This window comes from Streptomyces sp. NPDC059008, from assembly GCF_042749045.1.
Taxonomy (GTDB): domain Bacteria; phylum Actinomycetota; class Actinomycetes; order Streptomycetales; family Streptomycetaceae; genus Streptomyces.
Genome location: NZ_JBHYJC010000001.1, coordinates 191,330 through 210,865, shown reverse-complemented (window position 1 = coordinate 210,865; position 19,536 = coordinate 191,330). Strand labels below are relative to the sequence as shown.

The 19,536-nt window shown below is 73.5% G+C and carries 19 protein-coding genes; 12 read left to right on the top strand and 7 right to left on the bottom strand.

Features of this window, described 5'->3' with window-relative positions:
* The first annotated feature begins 474 nt into the window (after window positions 1–474).
* Window positions 475–1,764: an alpha/beta hydrolase gene (locus ACFWZH_RS00980; RefSeq protein ID WP_384424145.1), complete on the top strand. Its 1,290-nt coding sequence runs from the start codon at window positions 475–477 to the stop codon at window positions 1,762–1,764.
* Window positions 1,765–1,912: 148 nt separating this feature from the next.
* Here ACFWZH_RS00980 and ACFWZH_RS00975 read toward each other — a convergent pair whose 3' ends face one another.
* Window positions 1,913–2,737 carry a polysaccharide deacetylase family protein gene (locus tag ACFWZH_RS00975; RefSeq protein WP_384424144.1) on the bottom strand — a complete coding sequence of 275 codons (825 nt, stop codon included), beginning with the start codon at window positions 2,735–2,737 and terminating at the stop codon, window positions 1,913–1,915.
* A gap of 278 nt (window positions 2,738–3,015) precedes the next feature.
* Between ACFWZH_RS00975 and ACFWZH_RS00970 the strand changes: the two genes are divergently transcribed.
* From ACFWZH_RS00970 to ACFWZH_RS00960, 3 genes are read left to right on the top strand one after another with little or no spacing between them, the layout of a single operon-like run.
* A complete protein-coding gene (locus ACFWZH_RS00970; RefSeq protein WP_384424143.1) occupies window positions 3,016–3,765 on the top strand; it encodes an ABC transporter permease in 750 nt (249 codons plus the stop codon).
* Window positions 3,762–4,436, top strand: coding sequence for an ABC transporter permease (locus tag ACFWZH_RS00965; protein ID WP_384424142.1), 675 nt, complete (start codon window positions 3,762–3,764; stop codon window positions 4,434–4,436). Before ACFWZH_RS00970 ends, ACFWZH_RS00965 begins: the two co-directional genes overlap by 4 nt.
* Window positions 4,433–5,392 carry an ABC transporter substrate-binding protein gene (locus ACFWZH_RS00960; RefSeq protein ID WP_384424141.1) on the top strand — a complete coding sequence of 320 codons (960 nt, stop codon included), beginning with the start codon at window positions 4,433–4,435 and terminating at the stop codon, window positions 5,390–5,392. Before ACFWZH_RS00965 ends, ACFWZH_RS00960 begins: the two co-directional genes overlap by 4 nt.
* A 156-nt stretch (window positions 5,393–5,548) precedes the next feature.
* Here the strand turns inward: ACFWZH_RS00960 and ACFWZH_RS00955 are convergent, their stop codons facing one another.
* From ACFWZH_RS00955 to ACFWZH_RS00945, 3 genes are all read right to left on the bottom strand, one after another.
* The gene (locus tag ACFWZH_RS00955) at window positions 5,549–6,706 is read right to left on the bottom strand and encodes an ABC transporter ATP-binding protein (RefSeq protein WP_384424140.1); all 1,158 of its coding nucleotides are present in this window, start codon (window positions 6,704–6,706) and stop codon (window positions 5,549–5,551) included.
* Between the two features lie 74 nt (window positions 6,707–6,780).
* The gene (locus tag ACFWZH_RS00950) at window positions 6,781–8,046 is read right to left on the bottom strand and encodes a sensor histidine kinase (RefSeq protein ID WP_384424139.1); all 1,266 of its coding nucleotides are present in this window, start codon (window positions 8,044–8,046) and stop codon (window positions 6,781–6,783) included.
* Window positions 8,043–8,720, bottom strand: coding sequence for a response regulator transcription factor (locus ACFWZH_RS00945; RefSeq protein WP_384424138.1), 678 nt, complete (start codon window positions 8,718–8,720; stop codon window positions 8,043–8,045). The genes ACFWZH_RS00950 and ACFWZH_RS00945 overlap by 4 nt, the downstream gene beginning before the upstream one ends.
* A gap of 189 nt (window positions 8,721–8,909) precedes the next feature.
* Between ACFWZH_RS00945 and ACFWZH_RS00940 the strand changes: the two genes are divergently transcribed.
* From ACFWZH_RS00940 to ACFWZH_RS00920, 5 genes are all read left to right on the top strand, one after another.
* Window positions 8,910–9,434, top strand: coding sequence for a hypothetical protein (locus tag ACFWZH_RS00940; RefSeq protein WP_384424137.1), 525 nt, complete (start codon window positions 8,910–8,912; stop codon window positions 9,432–9,434).
* A complete protein-coding gene (locus tag ACFWZH_RS00935; RefSeq protein WP_384424136.1) occupies window positions 9,427–10,554 on the top strand; it encodes an efflux RND transporter periplasmic adaptor subunit in 1,128 nt (375 codons plus the stop codon). The genes ACFWZH_RS00940 and ACFWZH_RS00935 overlap by 8 nt, the downstream gene beginning before the upstream one ends.
* Window positions 10,551–11,306 carry an ABC transporter ATP-binding protein gene (locus tag ACFWZH_RS00930; protein ID WP_384424135.1) on the top strand — a complete coding sequence of 252 codons (756 nt, stop codon included), beginning with the start codon at window positions 10,551–10,553 and terminating at the stop codon, window positions 11,304–11,306. The genes ACFWZH_RS00935 and ACFWZH_RS00930 overlap by 4 nt, the downstream gene beginning before the upstream one ends.
* On the top strand, window positions 11,303–12,547 hold the full coding sequence (locus tag ACFWZH_RS00925; RefSeq protein ID WP_384424134.1) for an ABC transporter permease: 1,245 nt from the start codon (window positions 11,303–11,305) through the stop codon (window positions 12,545–12,547). Before ACFWZH_RS00930 ends, ACFWZH_RS00925 begins: the two co-directional genes overlap by 4 nt.
* Before the next feature lie 188 nt (window positions 12,548–12,735).
* On the top strand, window positions 12,736–13,677 hold the full coding sequence (locus tag ACFWZH_RS00920; protein ID WP_384424133.1) for an NADP-dependent oxidoreductase: 942 nt from the start codon (window positions 12,736–12,738) through the stop codon (window positions 13,675–13,677).
* A gap of 7 nt (window positions 13,678–13,684) precedes the next feature.
* On the opposite strand, the gene ACFWZH_RS00915 is transcribed toward ACFWZH_RS00920, so the two are convergent.
* The 3 genes from ACFWZH_RS00915 to ACFWZH_RS00905 all read right to left on the bottom strand — a co-directional run bounded on the left by ACFWZH_RS00915 (window position 13,685) and on the right by ACFWZH_RS00905 (window position 16,502).
* On the bottom strand, window positions 13,685–14,635 hold the full coding sequence (locus ACFWZH_RS00915) for a hypothetical protein (protein WP_384424132.1): 951 nt from the start codon (window positions 14,633–14,635) through the stop codon (window positions 13,685–13,687).
* Between the two features lie 112 nt (window positions 14,636–14,747).
* Window positions 14,748–15,356 carry a hypothetical protein gene (locus ACFWZH_RS00910; protein WP_384424131.1) on the bottom strand — a complete coding sequence of 203 codons (609 nt, stop codon included), beginning with the start codon at window positions 15,354–15,356 and terminating at the stop codon, window positions 14,748–14,750.
* A 126-nt stretch (window positions 15,357–15,482) separates the two neighbouring features.
* Complete coding sequence (locus ACFWZH_RS00905) at window positions 15,483–16,502, bottom strand: cation diffusion facilitator family transporter (protein ID WP_384424130.1); 1,020 nt, start codon at window positions 16,500–16,502, stop codon at window positions 15,483–15,485.
* Window positions 16,503–16,775: 273 nt separating this feature from the next.
* On the opposite strand from ACFWZH_RS00905, the gene cbiT reads away from it, so the two are divergent.
* The 3 genes from cbiT to ACFWZH_RS00890 all read left to right on the top strand — a co-directional run bounded on the left by cbiT (window position 16,776) and on the right by ACFWZH_RS00890 (window position 19,514).
* A complete protein-coding gene (gene cbiT / locus ACFWZH_RS00900) occupies window positions 16,776–18,122 on the top strand; it encodes a precorrin-6Y C5,15-methyltransferase (decarboxylating) subunit CbiT (RefSeq protein WP_384424129.1) in 1,347 nt (448 codons plus the stop codon).
* Between the two features lie 143 nt (window positions 18,123–18,265).
* Entirely contained in the window at window positions 18,266–19,027 is a 762-nt protein-coding gene (gene cobM / locus ACFWZH_RS00895) for a precorrin-4 C(11)-methyltransferase (RefSeq protein WP_384424128.1), read from the top strand.
* A 115-nt stretch (window positions 19,028–19,142) separates the two neighbouring features.
* Window positions 19,143–19,514 (top strand): hypothetical protein, encoded by a 372-nt coding sequence (locus ACFWZH_RS00890; protein WP_384424127.1) that lies wholly within the window; start codon window positions 19,143–19,145, stop codon window positions 19,512–19,514.
* Window positions 19,515–19,536: the final 22 nt, after the last annotated feature.

Below are 19,536 nucleotides of genomic sequence, written 5' to 3'. Positions count from 1 at the left end.
GGTGCATCTGCCCTGCGTACGGGGCTGAACGGTGTTCCGTGGAGGGTCCCGTACGGCGTGCCGGGCGGCCGCTCGCCGAGGTCTGCCGCGGCTCCGGATTCACTGCCTGTTCATGTGTGCCGTCTCGCGGCGGCCGGACGGTGCTGCGGGGGACGGGGATGCGGGGGTGGCGAATGGGGCGCATGTTGGCCGAGTTGGGGGATTTGGCGAAGTTAGTGAAGTTGGGGGAGTTGGTAGAAGTGGTGGGAGGTGGGGGAGTTGGCCGGAGTGGGGAGAGTGCACCTTCGCGCGACGCCCTCACATCACGCCCCGGAAACGAAGTGGCAAGAGCTGGGTAAGAACTGAGTCGTTCAGGTATCCGATGCGCAGGTGTGCCCGTCTCCTCCGGTGACCATTGTCCTGAGCCGCCCGTTGTGCCTAGGCGGCCAATAAGAAGGCAAGAACCCTTCCGAGGGTGACGGGAGATGTGGGCGCATGGGGCTGACCAGTCAGTCGCTCGAATACACGGTGGTCGTGCTGGCGGTGGCCTGTGTGGCCGCCACGGTGTGGCTCTGGCCCCGGCTGGCCAAGCGCGGGATCCGTGCCGTACTGGGCAGGCTGGGCGCCATCGTGGTCACCCAGGTGTCGATCGTGTGCGCGCTCGCCCTCGCCGTGAATGCGAATTTCGAGTTCTACGGCAACTGGGACGAGCTGCTGGGCAACAACGAAGAGGCGCCGGTGTCCGTGAGCCAGGGCGGCGGGCAGTACGCCTCGGTCGGCAACCTCAAGGGCGGGCTGGTCCAACCGGCGGGCCCGCAGGGTCTCGATCGGGTGACCGGTCTGCCCAAGGGGCCTGCCGACAAGGTGGGCAAGGTCGAGTCCGTACGGATCGTCGGGCGCCGCACCCGGGCCATCAACCCGGGCTTCATCTACCTGCCGCCGCAGTACTTCCAGGAGCAGTTCCGCCGGCAGCGGTTCCCCGTCATGGTCGTCATCAGCGGCTACCCCGGCGGGATCATGAACCTCGCGCAGCACCTCCAGGTGCCGCAGAACGCGGGCAGGCTGATCGCCCAGGGCAAGATGCAGCCGACGGTGATCGTGATGGTGCGGCCGACGATCGCGCCGCCGCGGGACACCGAGTGCGTGGACGTGCCGGGCGGTCCGCAGGCCGAGACGTTCTTCACCAAGGACCTGCCGGACGCCATGAAGTCGGCCTACCGGGTGGGCCGCGACCCCAGTGCCTGGGGCGCGTTCGGCTACTCGTCCGGCGGTACCTGCTCGCTGCAGCTGGCGATGCGCAACCCGAAGGTGTACACCTCGGCGGTCTCGCTCTCCGGGGACTACGCCATCAAGGACGACCTGACCACCGGCAGCCTCTTCGGCGCCGGCGCGGCGGGCGCCCAGCGGGAGCGCGAGCACGATCTGCTGTGGCGTCTGAAGAACCTGCCCGCGCCGCAGGTCTCCGCGCTGGTGGCCAGCAGCCGCAAGGGTGAGGCGAACTACGGCCCCACCATGAAGTTCCTCCATGCGGCCAAGTCGCCGATGACGGTCGACTCGATCATCCTGCCGCAGGGCAGCCACCAGTTCGCCACCTGGCGGCGGGAGGTCGTACCGGCCCTGGAGTGGCAGAGCCAGCAGCTGACGTTCCCGCAGGACACCGAGGCCATCGTCCCGCCGCGCAAGCAGGGGGCAAAGCCGGGGCAGGGCGGCGCGCCCGGCCAGGCGCCGACGACGTCCGAGGAGAGCGGCCGCCGCCGCGTGGAGGCGGAGCGCCCGCAGGGCTGACCGCACTCCGTAAGGCCGAACGCGGTCCGCGAGGCCGCACGCGATCGCCGGATGTTCACGAGCCCGGCCCACGTCCCCTGTGCGTGGGCCGGGCTCGCGCGTATCCGCTGTGGGCTCGCCGACGGTCCGGGGTCGGTGGGCGCTGCCGTCACTCCGGCCGGTAGACCATCCCCGGCTCCGGCTTCGCCGGGGAGAGCAGCTGGGAGACCGTGACGACCGTGTAGCCGCGCTTCTTCAGTTCCTTGAGGATGCCCGGGACGGCCGGCACGGTGCCCTGGTAGATGTCGTGCAGCAGGATGACGCCGTCGCGCTCGGTCTGTTCGAGCACCCGCTTGGTGATCAGGGCCGAGTCGTTGGTCTGGTAGTCCTTGGCGGTCACGCTCCACAGGACCTGCGCCAGCCCGAGGTCCTTGCTGATCTTGGAGACCTCCCCGTCGGTCCTGCCCTGCGGCGGGCGCATCAGCCGGGGCGTCTTGCCGGTGATCTTGCGGACCGCGTCCTGGAGGCGGGACAGCTCCCGCTTCGCCTCTTCGGGCGCTATCTCGGTCAGGATCTGGTGCGACCAGGTGTGGTTGGCCAGCTCATGGCCCTCGGCGTCGATCCGCTTGACCTCGGCCGGGCGCTTGGCGACATGGTTCTTGCCGAGCATGAAGAAGGTCGCGTGCACCTTCTCCTTCTTGAGGATGTCCAGCAGGCGTGCGGTGTTCTCGCTGGGGCCCGCGTCGAAGGTGAGCGCGACGCACTTGGCCTTGGCGCAGTCGACGCCGCCGGCCTCCGTGCCCTTTCCGCCGTTCGCCTTTCCGTCGCTCGCTTTCCCGTCCGTCGCCTTGCCCTCCGCCGAGGCCTCGGCGCGGGCGTCGGCCGGCGCGGTGACGTCGTACGTGGCGCAGCCGCTGAGGGCCAGGACCAGGGACGTGGCTGCCAGCAGCCCGGCGGTGGACAGGCTGCGGGCCGTGGACTTCTGCTTCGGCATGCGGGTCTCTCTTCGGGCGCGGGGTGGTCGGCAAGGAGTCCGTGACCTGCGCTTTCGGGCATGGCGAGGCCGGCGCGCACAGGGGCGTGCCCTGTCGCGCCGACCGCCGGTCGCACCGGTCCCATGGACTCCGGGGAACTATACATAGGTAGTACACACTGCGTGTATACGTGGGGTGTCTACGCCGAGTGCGCAGGTCCGTGCGGGGTGGGCGAAGGGGGAGCCCGATCGGACGCGTCCGCCGCGACACCCCGCCCCCGCCGCGGTGGACTCGTACCGTGACCGCACCGCCGCCGGACGACTGCCTGGCCCGTAACGACTGGATCTGCGGCGAGTACCTGAGCACCCGCCGGCAGATCCTGCTCGACGCGGTCGTCCAGCACATCCAGCTGACGGTGGTCTCGGTGGCGCTGGGGCTGGTGATCGCGGTCCCGCTGGCCGTGCTGGCCCGTCGCCGGCGGTGGACGGCCGGGCCGGTGCTCGGCATCACCACGGTCCTCTACACGATTCCGTCGCTGGCGATGTTCTCGCTGCTGCTGCCGGTCTACGGGCTCTCCGCCACCCTCGTCGTGGTCGGCCTCGCCCTCTACTCCCTCACCCTGCTCGTGCGGAACATCCTGGCCGGGCTGAACGGCGTCCCGGCCGAGGCCACGGAAGCCGCCCGCGGCATGGGCTACGGGCCGCTGCGCCAACTGCTGACCGTGGAGTTCCCGCTGGCCGTGCCCGCCGCGATGGCCGGGCTGCGGATCGCCACGGTCTCGGCGGTCGCCCTCACCACGGTCGGTGCGATCGTCGGCTACGGGGGGCTAGGCAACCTCATCTACGCCGGGATGAACGGGTTCTTCAAGGCGCAGGTGCTCACCGCGTCCGTGCTGTGCGTGCTCATCGCGGTCGTCTTCGACCTGCTGCTGCTCGGCGCGGAACGGCTGCTCACCCCCTGGCGGCGGGCCGGCCGGCGGGCGCGGGTGCGGATCCGGGCCGGCGCGGGGCTCAGGCGGCCGGTCGCGGCTCCCGGGCAGCGGTCATGAACACCCTCTCCGAGGTCTGGACATGGCTGACCACCGGCGCCAACTGGGCCGGTGAGAACGGCGTCTGGCACCGCCTCGAACAGCACCTCGTCCTCACCTTCGCCTGCCTGGTCATCAGCGCCCTGATCGCGCTGCCGATCGCGCTGACCCTCGGCCACCTCGGGCGCGGCGGCGCGCTGGCGGTCAACCTCGCCAATGTCGGGCGCGCGGTGCCGACCTTCGCCGTACTCGTCCTGCTGCTGCTCACCCCTCTCGGGCGGCACGGGCAGTGGCCGACGATCATCGCGCTGGTGCTGTTCGCCGTCCCGCCGCTGCTGACCAATGCGTACGTCGGGATGCGTGAGGTGGACCGGAGCGTGGTGCGGGCCGCGCGGGGCATGGGGATGACCGGGTGGCAGCTGGTGTGGCGGGTGGAGGTGCCGCTGGCCTTTCCGCTGGTGCTGACCGGCGTACGGATCGCCGCGGTCCAGCTCGTGGCCACCGCCACACTCGCCGCGCTGGTCGGCGGCGGGGGCCTGGGCCGGATCATCACCGCGGGGTTCAACCTGGCCAGCACCCCGCAGGTGGTCGCCGGTGCGGTGCTGGTCGCGGTGTTCGCGCTGCTGATGGAGGCCGTCTTCGAGCTCGTGGAGCGGTTCGCGCCGGGGCGGGCGCGGGGGCGGGCCGGATGAGGGCCGCCGGTACGGTCCGCACGGCCGTCGCGGCCCTGGCGGTCGTCGGGTTCACCGGATGCGCCACCGGCCCCTCCCTGGAGACCCGCTCCGCGATCACCGCCTCGCCCGGGGACAGCAGCGAACTGGCCATCGGCTCGGCCGGCTTCACCGAGAGCGAGCTGCTCGCCCGGATGTACGCGGCGCTGCTCGACCACGCCGGCTACCGGACCCATGTCCTGACCGTCGGCAACCGCGAGCTGTACGAACCCGCGCTGGAGGCCGGGCAGATCGATGTCGTCCCCGAGTACGCCGCGACCTTCGCGGACTGGCTCAACGCCAAGGACAACGGCTCCAAGGCGGCCCCCGTCGCCTCGCCCGACCTCGGCACCACGATGGCCGTGCTCCGCCGGCTTGCCGCCCGCCGCGGCCTGACCGTGCTCCCGCCCGGCCGGGCCGTCGACCAGAACGCCTTCGCGGTGAGCGCCGCATACGCCCGCAAGCACCACCTCAAGACGCTCAGCGACCTGGGCCGCGCCCAGCTGCCGGTGCGGCTCGCAGCGGGCGACGAGTGCGTCCAACGACCCTTCTGCGCACCGGGGTTGCGGAAGAAGTACGGGATCGACATCACCGCCATCGATCCGAAGGGGGTCGGCACCACGCCCGCCAAGCAGGCCGTGCAGAACGGACAGGACCAGTTGGTGCTGACCACCAGCACGGACGCCACCCTCGACCAGTTCGGGCTGGTGCTGCTCGCCGACGACAAGAAGCTGCAGAACGCCGACTACGTCCTCCCCGTCGTCAACCGCGCCCGAGCGGGCGGCCCGCGCGCCACCGCCGCGCTCAATCGCCTCAACACGGTTCTGACCACCGCCGATCTGGCGCACCTCAACGAACAGGTGGACAGCTGGCGACGGCTCCCGGCGGACGTGGCGCGCAACTACCTCGTGGCGAAGGGGCTGCTGCCGAAGAGCTGAGCCGCGTCCCACGGGCGGTCCGGTGTGGCATGCGTATCGCCGCAACGGCGAGCGGGCCGCTGTTTCACGTGAAACAGCACGCAGGCCAGCACAGCGGACGTTTCACGTGAAACACGCGCCGGACGCCTCCGCGCACAGCCTTCCCTCCCCTCCGCCTTACTCCGTGGGCACCGAGTCCACCCGCGCCCGCTCCCGCGGCACTCCCCGCTCGTCCGAGTCGATGGTGCGGCGCAGCGCCTCATGGAGCTTGGTCGGGGTGAGGACGCCCAGGAAGCGCCGGCCGTCCAGGACCGCGATCCAGCCGGCGTCGTGCTTGAGCATCTCGCTGAAGGCGGCCTTGAGGGTGCCGCTGACCGGTACCCAGGCCTCCATGCGGCGGGCGTGTCCGGCGACCGTGCCGACGGCACCGGTCAGCTCCTCCGCGCCCACCCAGCCGTGCAGTTCGCCGTCCTCGTCCAGTACCACCGCCCAGCGGGCGCCCTCGGCCCGTAGCCGTCCCGCAGCCCGCGCGGCCGGCTCGCCGAGCCGGGCGAACGGCGGGCGTTCGAGGTCGCCGCGGTCGATACCGGTCACCGAGAGCTGCTTCAACGCCCGGTCGGTGCCCACGAATTCGGCGACGTACGGCGTCGCCGGGGCACCGAGGACGCTCGCGGGGGTGTCGTACTGCTCGATGCGTCCGGCCCCGTAGACCGCGATCCGGTCGCCGAGCCGGATGGCCTCCTCGATGTCATGGGTGACCAGCAGCACCGTCTTGTGGAGGGTGGACTGCAGCCGCAGGAACTCCTTCTGGAGCCGGTCACGCACGACCGGGTCGACCGCGCCGAAGGGCTCGTCCATCAGCAGCACGGGCGGGTCGGCGGCGAGCGCGCGGGCCACGCCGACGCGCTGGCGCTGGCCTCCGGAGAGCTGCTCGGGATAGCGCGCGCCGTAGACGGCCGGGTCCAGGCCGACCAGGTCCAGCAGTTCGGCCGCCCGCTCGCGGGCCGCCGCCTTCTTCCAACCGGTCAGAACGGGCACGGTGGCCGTGTTGTCGAGGACCGTGCGGTGCGGGAAGAGGCCGGTCTGCTGGATGACATAGCCGATGCGGCGGCGCAGCCGGACCGGGTCGACACCGGCGATGTCCGCACCGTCGACGTAGATCCGTCCCTGTGTGGGGTCGATGAGCCGGTTGACCATCATCATGGTCGTCGTCTTGCCGCAGCCGGACGGTCCGACGAGGGTCACCAGCTCCCCCTCGCCGACCTCGAAGGAGAGGTCGTCGACGGCGGTGGTCCCGTCGGGGTAGCGCTTGGTGACGGACTCGAACCGGATCATTGAGTCATTGAATCCCGCCGCCCGCGACGGGTCCCGTCATGTGGGCAATCGGGTGTGGAGTGCTCCACGGACCGTCAGACCGCCCGCGGCGGAAAGGTGACGCGGACCGTCAGACCGCCGTCCGGGTTGGGGTGCGCGGTCGCGGAGGCGTCGTGTGCGCGGGCGATGGAGGCGACGATCGACAGGCCCAGCCCGGCGCCCTCCCCGGGCGCGTGCCGGCGCTCCTCCAGGCGGCGGAACGGCTCGAAGAGATAGGGGATGGACGCGGCGGGCACGGCCGGCCCGGTGTTGCTGATCTCCAGGGTGCGGCCGTGGACGCTGAGGGTGATCCGGCCGTCGGGGTGGTTGTGGCGCACGGCGTTGCCGACCAGGTTGCGCACGAGGTGGGCGAGCAGGACGGGGTCGCCGTCGACGGTCGGCGATGGGGGTCCGCCCTCCTCCGGAGCGTGGGCCCGGATGTCGGTGGCGAGGGTCAGACCGCGCCGCCAGGCGTCCTCGGCGTACTCGGCGGCGACGGACTCGGTGAGCTCACCGAAGGCCACCGGCTCGCGGCGCTGCAGGCCCTGGTCGCAGACGGACAGCAGGAGCAGCCCCTCGATCAGCTGCTCACTGTCCTCGGCGACCTCGATCAGCTTGCCGCGGATCCGCCGTACGTTGGCCGGGTCCGGGTCGGCCAGGCCGATCTCGGCGGCGGCGCGCTGTACGGCGAGCGGGGTGCGCAGCTCATGGGCGGCGTTGGCGGCGAACCGCTGCTGCGCGGAGACCAGATGCTCGATCCGGTCCAGCATGCCGTCGAAGGTGTCGGCGAGCTGCTTGAGTTCGCCGGGCGGGGCGTCCAGGGCGATCCTCCCCCAGCCTTCGCCCGGGGGGACCCCCAGCAGATTGGCGGTGGACAGCCGGCGGGCGGTGCGGGTGATCACGCCGACCGGGCGCAGCACCCGGCCGGCCATCCACCACGCCAGCGCCACCGATATCACCGCGAAGACCAGCAGCGCGATCAGCGAGACGGTCAGCAGCCGCCCCAGCGCGGCCGCTTCGGTGGCGTCGGTGATGTCCTTGGTGACGCGGTAGCGGCCGCCGTCGCCCAGGGCCTGCTCGTAGCCGGGCAGCGGGGAGGCGGGCACCACGGTCGGGCCGAGGGCGGGCGCGGACCCGGTGGCGTAAGGGCCCCGACCGCGCGGTGCGGCGGTGGTGACGGCGGTGCTCAGACTGGAGTAGAGGCCCTGCCGAACGAGGACGTAGACCAGGCCGATGAGCATCGCGCCGGCCAGCACCAGCAGCCCGCCGTAGAGCGCGGTGAGCCGGACCCGTTCGCTGCCGGGCAGCCAGGCACGCTTCACCGTCGCTCGCCCGGCCCCTCGCCCATCCGGTATCCGGCGCCGGGCACGGTCTCGATCACCGGCGGCTCGCCGAGCTTGGCGCGCAGCTTGCTCAGCGTGACGCGGACGGCGTTGGTGCGGTAGCTGGTGTGCTCCTCCCACACCTCCTCGATCAGGTCGTCGCCGCTGACCACCGCGCCCTGGGCGCGCAGCAGGACCTCCAGCACCCCGAACTCCTTGCGCGACAGGGCCAGCGGACGGCCGTCGCGCACCGCCAGCCGGCGCGCGGTGTCGACGGTGACGCCGGCCCGTTCGATGACCGGCGGTAGGGCGGGCCGGGCCCGCCGGCCCAGCGCCAGGACCCGGGCGAGCAACTCCTCGTACGCGAACGGCTTGGTCAGATAGTCGTCGGCGCCGAGCCCGAGACCGGCCACCCGGTCGTGGACCGTGCCGGACGCGGTGAGCATCAGCACCCGCGTCAGCAGCCCCTGCTCCACGACGTGCCGGCACACCTCGTCGCCGTGCAGCCCGGGCAGATCACGGTCCAGGACCAGCACGTCGTACGCGCCGAGCCGCAGCTTGGCCAGCGCCTCGCGGCCGTCATGAGCGATGTCCACCGCGAGCGCGTCGCGGCGCAAGCCCGCGGCGATCATGTCCGCGAGGAACTCCTCGTCCTCCACCACCAGAACACGCATGCGGTCATGTGTACCCGAGGGCCGCCTTTCCTCGACGTAAACCTCTTCCGCCGCAACGCCCCGGACCAGGGAATTCACCACGCTGGAGCCGGACGCCGCCGAGCGGTTAGAGAAACGAAAGGCGGCCCGCTGCCAGCCTCTGCCGCGTCGGGCACCTCCCGTGTGCCGAGGAATCCCAGGAGGAACACCATGCGGCAGCGCAGTACGCGTCCATCAGCCGGGCAGCGGCGTACGTCCCTCGCGGCGGCGGCCCTGATGGCCGGCCTGGCCCTGTTCGCCACGGCCTGCTCCGGCGACGACGGCGGCGGGGCGAAGGACAAGGGCGGCTCCGACGCGAGCGGCAGGGGCAAGGAGGCGGACGCGGCCTACAAGCACCGCCAGTGCCTGCGCGAGCACGGCGTACAGGTCCAGGAGCCCAAGCCGGGCCAGGACCCACGCAGCCTGGTCGTCGGCGGCGGCAAGAGCGATCCGGAGAAGATGAAGAAGGCGTTCAAGGCCTGTCAGGAAGGCGGCCCGCAGGCCGGTGCGAACGGCCCGAGCCAGGCCGACAAGGACAAGATGCTGAGGTTCGCCCGCTGTATGCGGCAGCACGGCTTCAACATGCCGGACCCGAAGTTCGGCGGCGACGGGATGCAGCAGGCGCAGCGCATCCCCCCGGACCAGCAGAAGAAGTTCGAGAAGGCCAACGCGGCGTGCGGTGGCAAGAATGGCTGAGCCCGAAGCGGGCGGCCGCCCCGCTGGTGCCCCGGGACCCGCGCGCCGCGGCCGCCGCACCACGTACCTCGTCCCCGCGCTGGTCGTCGCCGCGCTGCTGGCCGGCGGCGGCGTGGCCCTGGGTACCGTCACCGGCCGCGCGGACACCGGGCGCCGGGCGTCGGGCGAGGGCCTGCCGCCGGCCACCGACACCGTCCGGCGGCAGGACCTCAGCAGCAGCACCCAGGTCGACGGCACCCTCGGCTACGCCAAGGAGCGCAAGGTCAACGCCGGTGCGTCCGGCACCCTGACCTGGCTGCCGGCCGGCGGCTCCACGGTGCGGCGGGACGGCGCGCTCTATGAGGTCGACGGCCACCAGGTGCGGCTGATGTACGGCCCCAAGCCGATGTACCGGCAGCTCAAGCAGGGCGACGAGGGCCAAGACGTCCGCCAGCTCAAGGAGAATCTGCGCGCCCTCGGCTACGGCGACCGGCTCGCCGTCGACGAGGAGTTCACCGCGGGCACCACCGACGCGGTCAAGCGCTGGCAGAAGGCGCACGGCCTGAAGCGGACCGGCACCACCGGCCCGGACCAGATCTCCTTCCAGCCGGGCGCGGTGCGGGTCGACAAGAAGGAGGCGGCGGTCGGTGATCCGGCCGCGCCCGGCCGCCCGGTGCTGACCGCCACCGGCTCCACCCGCGAGGTCCAGGTCAAGCTCGATGTCGCCCAGGCCGATCTGGCCCGGCCCGGTACGAAGGTGACGGTGAACCTGCCGGACGGCCGGACCGCCGCGGGCAGGGTCGACTCCGTCGACCGGACCGTCACCGAGGAGGGCACCGACCCGCAGAGCAGGACCCCCAAGATCACCGCCCGGGTCACCTTCACCGACCCCGGGGGCCGCACCGCCTTCGACCGGTCGCCGGTCACCGTCGACGTCGTCGGCGAGGTGCGCGAGGACGCCCTGACGGTGCCGGTCGGCGCGCTGCTTGCGCTGCCCGGCGGCGGCTTCGGGGTGCAGGTCGTCGAGGGCGGCCGGGTGCGGGAAGTACCGGTGAAGCTGGGCATGTTCGGGCAGGGCCGGGTCGAGATCACCGGCGGCCGGCTGAAGCCGGGCATGAAGGTCGGGGTGCCGAAGGCATGACCCTCACCACCGAACCCCGCGACGGCCTGCGCGGCCCGGACGGACCCGCCGACCACGTCGTCGAACTGGCGGGCGTCACCAAGGAGTACCCGGGCGGCGTCGCCGCGCTGCGCGGGGTGGACCTGCGGGTGGCGCGCGCCGAGCTGCTGGCCATCGTCGGCCCGTCCGGCTCCGGCAAGTCCACGCTGCTGCACATCATCGGCACCCTGGACCGCCCCACGGCCGGCACGGTCACCCTCGCCGGGCACAACATCGCCACGCTCGGCGACCGGCGGCTCTCCGCACTGCGCAGCCGGCACATCGGCTTCGTCTTCCAGTCCTTCCACCTCGTGCCCGGCATCAGCGCCCGGGACAACGTCGCCGAGGGACTGCTCTACTCCGGGCTGCCGCGCGCCGTACGCCGCCGGCGGGCGGCCGACGCGCTGGCCCGGGTGGGGCTCGCGGACCGGATGACGCACCGCCCGCACGAGCTGTCGGGCGGACAGAAGCAGCGGGTGGCGATCGCCCGCGCGGTGGTGGGCGAGCCGGATCTGCTGCTGGCCGACGAACCCACCGGCGCCCTGGACTCCGCCTCCGGCGAGGCGGTGCTCGGGCTGCTGCACGACCTCAACGAGGAGGGCGCCACCATCGCCGTCATCACCCACGACAGCGAGATCGCCGCGGGCCTGCCCCGGCAGGTACGGATACGGGACGGCCGGGTGGTCGCCGACCGGCGGGGCGCGGCAGCCCAGGCGCGGAGCGTGACCCGATGAGCCGGGCGCCCGGACGATCCGGCGCACGAGCCGGGCGACGGGGCACCGGGCCCACCCGGCTCTCCCCCGCCGCCCTGGGACCGCGCGACGTCCTGCACGTCGGCTCGGCCGGGCTGCGCACCCGCCCCCTGCGGGTGGTGCTCTCCGCCCTCGGCATCGCCCTCGGCATCGCCACGATGATCGCGGTGGTCGGCATCTCCGCCTCCAGCAAGGCCCAGCTCCTGGCGAAACTGGACGCGTTGGGGACGAACATGCTGGTCGCCACGCCCGGCCAGGACATGTTCGGCGGGGAGGTGAAGCTACCCAAGCGCGCGCCCGGGATGGTGGGGCGGATCGCGGGCGTCGAGCGGGTCGGCGCCACCGGCGATCTGAGCTCCTCGGTACGGCGCAGCGAGAAGATCCCCGAGGAGGAGACCGGCGGCATCACCGTCAAGGCCGCCGACGAGGGGCTGCTCGGCACGCTGCGCGGCACCATGGCGTCCGGCACCTGGCTCAACGCCGCCAACGGCCGCTACCCGGCCGTCGTCCTCGGCCATGTCGCCGCCCAGCGGCTCGGCGTCACCCACCCCTCCCAGCAGGTCTCCATAGGAGGCCGCTACTTCACCGTCCTCGGCATCCTCGACCCGCTTCCGCTGGCCCCCGAGATCGAGCGCTCCGCCCTCGTCGGCTGGGCGGCCGCGACGGAGCTGCTCTCCTTCGACGGCCACCCCACCGCGGTCTACGAGCGCTCCACCGACGCGTCCGTGCACGACGTACGCGACCTCATCGCGCAGACCGTCGACCCCGAGAACCCGCGCAACATCGAGGTCACCGACCCGTCGTCGGCCCTCCAGGCCAAGGCGGCCACCGAGGGCGCGTTCACCGACCTGCTGCTCGGACTGGGCGGTGTGGCGCTGCTCGTCGGCGGTGTCGGCGTCGCCAACACCATGATCATTTCGGTGCTGGAACGCCGTCACGAGATCGGGCTGCGCCGCTCCATGGGCGCCACCCGCGGTCAGATCCGGCTCCAGTTCGTCACCGAGTCACTGCTGCTGTCGGGACTCGGCGGCCTCGCCGGCATCGTCCTGGGCTCCGCCGCCACCTACGTCTTCGCGGCGTCGGGCGGGATGCCCTGGGTGGTCCCCGCCTGGGCGGTCGGCGGCGGCTTCGGCGCGACGCTGGTGATCGGCACGGTCGCGGGCCTCTACCCGGCGGTACGGGCGGCACGGCTGTCACCGACGCTCGCACTGCAGGCGGTCTAGGGCCCGTCCGACGGGGCATGGCCGGGTCCGCCGTCGCGCCCCCGGGGCGGGGGCGACTTTCCGCCCGCCCCGGGGGGCCGTACGAGTTGCTTCCGCCGCACCGCCTCTGCTCCTGCCGCATCCGGCCGCACCGGCGTGCTTACGATCCACTTCGGCCACCGGTCGGAAGGGTGGAAGGGAACGCCACGATGAGAGCCGTAGCAGTCAGCGCATTCGGCGAACAGCCGCAGCTCATGGAGTTGCCGCAGCCCGATCCAGGGCCCGGTGAGGTCCTGGTGCGGCTGTCCGCCGCCGGACTCAACCCCATCGACTGGAAGCTCGCCGACGGGATGTTCGGGGATGCCGTCCCGGCCTCCTTCCCCCTGGTCCTGGGGACGGACGGGGCGGGCGAGGTGCTCGCGATCGGCACCGGCGTACGGCGGTTCACCGTCGGCGACGCGGTGTTCGGCCAGTTCCAGCGCCCGGAGCAGGGCGGGGGCTCGTACTGCGAACTGGCCATCGCCGACGAGGAGCGCATCGCGCACGCCGCCCGCAGCGTCACCTACGCGACCTCCGCGGCGCTGCCGACGGCCGGCATGACCGCGTACAACCTGGTCGAGGAGACCCGGATCGGCGACGGCAAGCGCGTGCTGATCGTCGGCGCGACCGGCGGCGTCGGCACCTTCACCACCCAGCTCGCGGCCGGCCGCGGCGCCGAGGTGATCGCCACCGCCCGCCCGGCCATGGCGGAGCTGATGCGCAACCTGGGCGCGGCGGAGACCGTCGACCACACCGCCGGCCCGCTCGCCGACCAGGTCCTGGCCGCGCATCCGGACGGGGTGGACGTGCTGATCGACATGATCAGCGGTCCCGCGGAGTTCGGCGAGCTGACCCGGACCGTGCGCGACGGGGGCACGGCCGTCTCGCTGATCGGCTCGGCGGACGCCGACGAGCTGACCGAGCACAACCTGCGCGGCTTCAACTTCGTCAACCGGCCCTCCCCGCAGCTCCTGGAGATCCTGGCCGGCCATGTCGACGCGGGCCGCCTGACCGTCCTCGTGGGCCGCGAGGTCTCCCTGGAAGAGGCCCCGGAGGCGCTGGCGGCCAGCCGCACCGGCCGGGCGCAGGGCAAGACGGTCCTGGCGATCTGACCGGCCCTCAGCCGGGACCGGCGCCGCGCCGTGCGCGCCAGGCCCGGACCGCCGGCGGCCCCGCCGCGGCCAGCACCGCGGTCAGCGTTCCCGCGCCGACGACCAGCCAGACGCCGGTCCGCAGCGGACCGGTCAGCGCATCGGCGTACGCGTCCGCGGCGGGCCGGGAGACCATGGCGGGCAGCGCGTCCAGGGTGCGGCCGCGGAGCAGTGCGAGCGCCACGGCCAGCAGGGCGGCGGCCGCCGCGCAGCCCGCCCCGGCGCAGATCAGCGCCCGCCGCCGGTGCCGCGCCAGCAGCAGCCCGCCCATCAGGCACAGCGTCGCGGCCGGCGGCAGCAGCAGCGCCCCGTGCCGGACGACGTCGTAGACGGCCCGGACCCGGGGTACGTACGCGGCCTCCAGCAGCACCACCTCCACGCCGGAGCGCGGCACCCGGCGGACGAAGTCCACCCCCATGCCCGAGCCGTTGTCGGACAGCTGGCGTTTGACCCGCTCCAGGACAGGGGTGAGGTCGAGGGTGACCGCCGCATTGCCGGGGGCGGCCAGGGTGCCGTCCAGGGACCGGTGGGCGGTCCGGTGCACCCCGTTCCACATGGCGGGGAATCCGCTGCCGGTGACGACCTGGCGCACCTGTTTGGCGACCGATTCCCGGATGCCGTGGGTGAAGTGGCGGCGCACGGCCGGACGTTCCGCGCGCGGTACGGCTCTGAGCAGCCCCTTGAGCAGACCGTCGAGCTGGATGCGCGCCATCACCCCGTCCGTGACGTCGTCGACGACGGCCTGCTGTACGGCCGCGTCGCCGGCCAGCGGCGCGACCGTCTCCACATAGCTGTCGGTCTCGGTCAGTTCGGCGCGTGCCCAGGTGGCGGCCAGCCCGAGCGGCAGCAGCAGCGCACCGACCAGCAGCAGCACCCCGCCGGCCAGGCCCCGTGCCGACGCCGGGCCCCTCGCTGACATCGCGTCGTCCTCCCGTGAGCCCTGCCGTACGGCCACCTTCCAGGCAAGTCCGTAGGGCTGTCGCTCGCGAGCGGGGCCGGTGCCAACGGGTGACCCGGCGCGGGGACCCGGCTCAGCGCGGGGCCGTCGCCGCCCGCCGCCGGCGCACGGTCCGCACCACCCCGGGCACCAGCAGCGCCGCGGCCGCGGCGGCCACCGCCCACCATCCCCAGCCGTCGTTGCCGTCGCCCGCCGGGCCCGTCTGCGGCAGGTCGTCGAGGTCGCCCGAGCAGGCCACCGGGGCGTAGGAGCCGCCCACGTAGACGCAGGCCGTGGCGGCGGCGCGCAGGGTGCCGGGGGCGGCGGTGGTGGTGCGGTCAGGGCGGTCGCCGAGTACGGCGGTGGCGGTGAAGACCTGGACGTCGTGCGCGGGCAGATCGGCGCGCCAGGTGACCTTCCGGCCGCCCGTCCCGTGGCCCTGGACGGTGCCGGCGGGTGCGGTGGCGGAGGTCGTGGTGGCCGGCATCCGCTGTTCGACCCGGGCCCCGTGGACCTGGTCGGCGCCCAGGTTGTGCACGGTGACGCGGTATTCGAGCCGTCTGCCGGTCTCGCTGTCGTCGGCGCCGTCGGTCACCGCGACCGACACCGAGACGGGGGGCGGTGCCTGCGGGGCGGGTACGGCGGCGATCGGGCCGGGGGCGGTGGCGGCGCACAGCAGCGCGCAGACAACGGCGGTTCTCATGCCGTCATCCGAGCACCGCGGCGCCCGCCACCGGTGGCACGCGGCCCCTGGCCGGGGCCGGGTTCACCCGAGGGGCGGCGCCCGGCGGAGGCGGCGGCGGGCCGGTCCCCCCCGGCGGCCCGGCGCTCAGTGCCGGTGCGGTCCCGGCCGGTGCACCGGGCCGTGCGCGTTCTCGCAGTGGTCGGCGGCGGGCTCCGGGGCGGCCCCGGGACCGGGGCGCGGCCCCAGCGTCAGCACCTCGTCGGCGTCGCCCTGCTCGCCGACGTGGTCGACCTGGAGCGTGGCGTGGGTGATGCCGTACTCCCCGCTCAGCAGTTCCTGAAGGTTCCGGCGGACCTTGTGGCAGTCGCCGCCCGGGGCCACCAGGATGTGCGCCGAGAGCGCGGGATGCCCGGAGGTGATCAGCCAGATGTGCAGATCGTGGACCTCGACGACCTCGTCCTCGGCGACCAGGTGGTCGCCCAGCGCGTCCGGGTCGATCCCGGCCGGCGCGGCCTCCATGAAGATCCGCCCGGACTCCCGCACCAGCCCCGTACCGGCCCGCAGCATCAGCGCGACGACCACCAGCGTGGCGATCGCGTCGGCCTGGGCGAAGCCCGTCAGCAGCACGACCAGGCCGGAGACGGCGGTGGCCACGAACCCGAACAGGTCGGTGAGGATGTGCTGGTAGGCGCCCTCGACGTTCAGGCTGGAGCGGTTGGCCCTGGACAGCAGCCAGGCGCAGATCAGATTCACCACGATCCCGGACAGCGCGGTGACCAGCACCAGCCCGCCGGTCACGTCGGGCGGCGAGATCAGCCGCTGGACCGCCTCGTAGGCCAGCCAGACCGACAGCAGCAGCAACGTGATGCCGTTGGCCTGCGCGGAGAGGATCTCGGCGCGCTTGAGCCCGTAGGTGTAGCCGCCGCGGGCCGGCCGCGCGGACAGCCGCATCGCGATCAGCGCCAGCACGATCGAGACCGCGTCGGTGAGCATGTGGGCGGCGTCGGAGATCAGCGCCAGCGACTGCGCCACCACGCCGATGACGACCTCGACCGCCATGTACGCGGTGAGCAGGGCGAGGGCGGCGCGCAGCCAGCGCCGGTCGGCGTCCGGTGAGACCCCGTGGCTGTGGCCGTGCCCGTGGCTGTGGGCGTGCTCGGTCATGGGCGCGCTCCTTCCTGGCTCCTGATGGCGAAGCAAACCGCACTTCCGCGAAAGATCCAAAGGCTGCACCGGTGACCGTTGTCATTACCGTCGAACGGCCGATCGTGCCTGGTCAGAGCGGTGCGAAGGGGCCGGTGCCGCAGTGCTCAAATGGAGGCCGACTCTCCGGTCGCCGCGGCCGCGGGGCCGTCCCCGGTCGCCGGCCCCACCCGACCGGTCAGTAGAGTTCGGCTCCCGTCACCCACCCCCGTCCGAGGTAAGAGGTAATCGGCAGTGAGCCCCGCACCACCCGCCCCGGCCGCTCCTGAACCCCTCTGCGTCGTCGGCATCGGAGCCGACGGCTGGGACGGACTGCCCGCCGCCTCCCAGGAGGCCCTGCGCACGGCCGAGGTGCTGATCGGCGGCGCCCGCCAGCTGGCGCTGCTGCCCGCGCACGTCCCGGGCGAGCGCGTCCCGTGGCCCTCGCCGCTGCGCCCCGCCGTCCCGGGGCTGCTCGCCGCGCACGCCGGACGCCGGGTGTGCGTGCTGGCCAGCGGCGACCCGATGTTCTACGGGATCGGGCGGACGCTGACCGAGGTGCTGGCGGAGCAGGAGGCGCGGGAAGCGCGGGAAGCGCCGGAGGAGCAGGAGACGGGCGGCGCCGTCGCGCCCGACGGCCACCGCCCGCCCGCCACGCGGCCTCGGCTCCGCGTCCTGCCGCACCCCTCCGCCGTCTCCCACGCCTGTGCACGCCTCGGCTGGCCGGTCGAGGACACCGAGGTCGTCACGCTCGTCGGACGGCCCACCGACAACCTGGCCCGCGCGCTGTACGACGGCCACCGCCTGCTGGTGCTGTCCGCCGGCGCCGGCACCCCCGCCGAGGTCGCCGCCCTGCTGCGGGCCCGCGGATTCGGCCCGACCCGGATGCGCGTACTGGAGCAACTCGGCGGTGAGCGCGAGCGGATGGTGCGGGGGGTGGCCGCCGACTGGGACGCGCCGCCCACCGACCCGCTCAACGTCATCGCCCTCGACTGCGTCCGCGCGCCCGGCACCCCGGCCCTGGCCACCGTCCCGGGCCTGCCCGACACCGCCTACGAGCACGACGGCCAGCTGACCAAGCGCCATGTTCGCGCCGCCACGCTCGCCGCGCTGGCCCCCGCCCCCGGCGAACTGCTGTGGGACATCGGCGGCGGCTCCGGCTCCATCGCCATCGAATGGCTGCGGGCGCACCGTGGCTGTCGCGCCGTCAGCGTCGAGCGCGACCCGGTACGGGCCGAGCGGATCGGCCGCAACGCGGGCGCCCTCGGCGTACCGGCGCTGCGCGTCGTGCCCGGCGCCGCGCCCGCCGCGCTGGCGGGCCTGCCGACGCCGGACGCGGTGTTCGTCGGCGGCGGCCTGACCGCCCCCGGCCTGCTGGCCGCCTGCTGGGAGGCGCTGCCCCCGGGCGGCCGGATCGTCGCGAACACCGTGACGCTGGAGTCCGAGGCGCTGCTCACCGAGTGGTACCGGCGGCACGGCGGCGACCTGATCCGCCTCGCGGTCTCCCACGCGGTGCCGGTCGGCGGCTTCACCGGCTGGCGGCAGGCGATGCCGGTCACGCAGTGGGCGGCCGTCAAACCCGCGGCGGGGCAGCAGCCGTGATGCCTCCGGCGCGGCTGACGTAAGGCGGCGGCCGAGCCCCGCGGCCCACCGCCCCGACCCGGCCGGCCGGGCAGCCCCGCCCCCTCGCCCCCGTTCCGCTCTCGTCCGCCCTGTGCCCGTCCTCCCCCAGGAGTCCACCCACCATGACCGTCCACTTCATCGGCGCGGGTCCCGGCGCCGCCGACCTGATCACCGTGCGCGGCGCCCGTACGCTCGCCTCCTGCCAGGTCTGCCTCTACGCCGGCAGCCTGGTGCCGCGGGAGCTGCTCGCCGAGTGCCCGCCCGGCGCCCGGCTCGTCGACACCGCGCAGCTGGACCTCGACACCATCACCGCCGAGATGGTCCGCGCCCATGAGGAGGGCCACGACGTGGCCCGGCTGCACTCCGGCGACCCGTCCGTCTTCAGCGCGGTCGCCGAGCAGATGCGCCGACTGGACGCGGCCGGAGTGCCCTACGACGTGGTGCCGGGCGTCCCCGCGTTCGCCGCCGCGGCCGCCGCCCTCAAGCGCGAACTGACCGTGCCCACCGTCGGCCAGACCGTCATCCTCACCCGCGTCGCCCAGCGCGCCACCCCCATGCCCGAGGGCGAGGGCCTGGCCACCCTGGGCCGCAGCGGGGCACTGCTGGTGCTGCACCTGGCCGCGATGTACGTCGACCGGGTCGTCGCCGAGCTCCTGCCGCACTACGGCGCCGACTGCCCGGCCGCCGTCGTCGCCATGGCCTCCCGGCCCGACGAACTCGTCCTGCGGGGCACGCTGTCCGACATCGCCGAGCAGGTGAAGGCCGCGGGCGTGGTCCGCACCGCCGTCATCATGGTCGGCCGCACCCTGGGCGCCGAGCAGTTCCGCGACAGCCACCTGTACTCGGCGGACCGGGAGCGGCCGCACGGACCCTGCGGCGTCTGACTGATCATATGACCGCATCGGGGTGAATATCCGTTATCCGCCCTCCGGATGCCGGTAGGGACACGGTGCACACCTACGGGAACCCGCGTTACCCGAATCGAAGGAGTACGCCACGATGCGCACCAGACTGGCCGCCGGATCGGTGGCCGCCGCAGCCCTGCTGACCCTCTTCGGCACCACCACCTCCGCCGGCGCCGACGACACCGCCCACCACGCCCGCCCGAAGGCCGCCGCCGCGCCGGCGGGCGACCAGGCGCGCGTGGTGCACGACGACCCGGAGCGCAAGCACCACGGCAAGCGGCACGACGGCCGCGAGGAGCACCCCGAGCTGCGCGACAGCCCGCTACGGCTGACCGCCTGCGCCCTCGGGACGGCGCTGGGTTCGCTGACCGGATTGGACAACTCCTGCGTGCACGAGCGGCTCGGCGTGAACTACCCGCCCTTCTCGAACGAGGGACCGGCCAGGACCGCCGAGTACCGCAGATAGGGAGCCGGCGCCCCGGAAACGG

Excerpts from the sequence above, each read along its gene's own strand:
- ACFWZH_RS00890 (WP_384424127.1), top strand. The coding sequence starts at position 19,143 with ATGCGCACCAGACTGGCCGCCGGATCGGTGGCCGCCGCAGCCCTGCTG.
- ACFWZH_RS00905 (WP_384424130.1), bottom strand. The coding sequence starts at position 16,502 with ATGACCGAGCACGCCCACAGCCACGGGCACGGCCACAGCCACGGGGTC.
- ACFWZH_RS00955 (WP_384424140.1), bottom strand. The coding sequence starts at position 6,706 with ATGATCCGGTTCGAGTCCGTCACCAAGCGCTACCCCGACGGGACCACC.
- ACFWZH_RS00945 (WP_384424138.1), bottom strand. The coding sequence starts at position 8,720 with ATGCGTGTTCTGGTGGTGGAGGACGAGGAGTTCCTCGCGGACATGATC.
- cobM (WP_384424128.1), top strand. The coding sequence starts at position 18,266 with ATGACCGTCCACTTCATCGGCGCGGGTCCCGGCGCCGCCGACCTGATC.
- ACFWZH_RS00965 (WP_384424142.1), top strand. The coding sequence starts at position 3,762 with ATGAACACCCTCTCCGAGGTCTGGACATGGCTGACCACCGGCGCCAAC.
- ACFWZH_RS00940 (WP_384424137.1), top strand. The coding sequence starts at position 8,910 with ATGCGGCAGCGCAGTACGCGTCCATCAGCCGGGCAGCGGCGTACGTCC.
- ACFWZH_RS00975 (WP_384424144.1), bottom strand. The coding sequence starts at position 2,737 with ATGCCGAAGCAGAAGTCCACGGCCCGCAGCCTGTCCACCGCCGGGCTG.
- ACFWZH_RS00935 (WP_384424136.1), top strand. The coding sequence starts at position 9,427 with ATGGCTGAGCCCGAAGCGGGCGGCCGCCCCGCTGGTGCCCCGGGACCC.
- ACFWZH_RS00925 (WP_384424134.1), top strand. The coding sequence starts at position 11,303 with ATGAGCCGGGCGCCCGGACGATCCGGCGCACGAGCCGGGCGACGGGGC.
- ACFWZH_RS00915 (WP_384424132.1), bottom strand. The coding sequence starts at position 14,635 with ATGTCAGCGAGGGGCCCGGCGTCGGCACGGGGCCTGGCCGGCGGGGTG.
- ACFWZH_RS00920 (WP_384424133.1), top strand. The coding sequence starts at position 12,736 with ATGAGAGCCGTAGCAGTCAGCGCATTCGGCGAACAGCCGCAGCTCATG.
- ACFWZH_RS00960 (WP_384424141.1), top strand. The coding sequence starts at position 4,433 with ATGAGGGCCGCCGGTACGGTCCGCACGGCCGTCGCGGCCCTGGCGGTC.
- ACFWZH_RS00980 (WP_384424145.1), top strand. The coding sequence starts at position 475 with ATGGGGCTGACCAGTCAGTCGCTCGAATACACGGTGGTCGTGCTGGCG.
- ACFWZH_RS00930 (WP_384424135.1), top strand. The coding sequence starts at position 10,551 with ATGACCCTCACCACCGAACCCCGCGACGGCCTGCGCGGCCCGGACGGA.
- ACFWZH_RS00910 (WP_384424131.1), bottom strand. The coding sequence starts at position 15,356 with ATGAGAACCGCCGTTGTCTGCGCGCTGCTGTGCGCCGCCACCGCCCCC.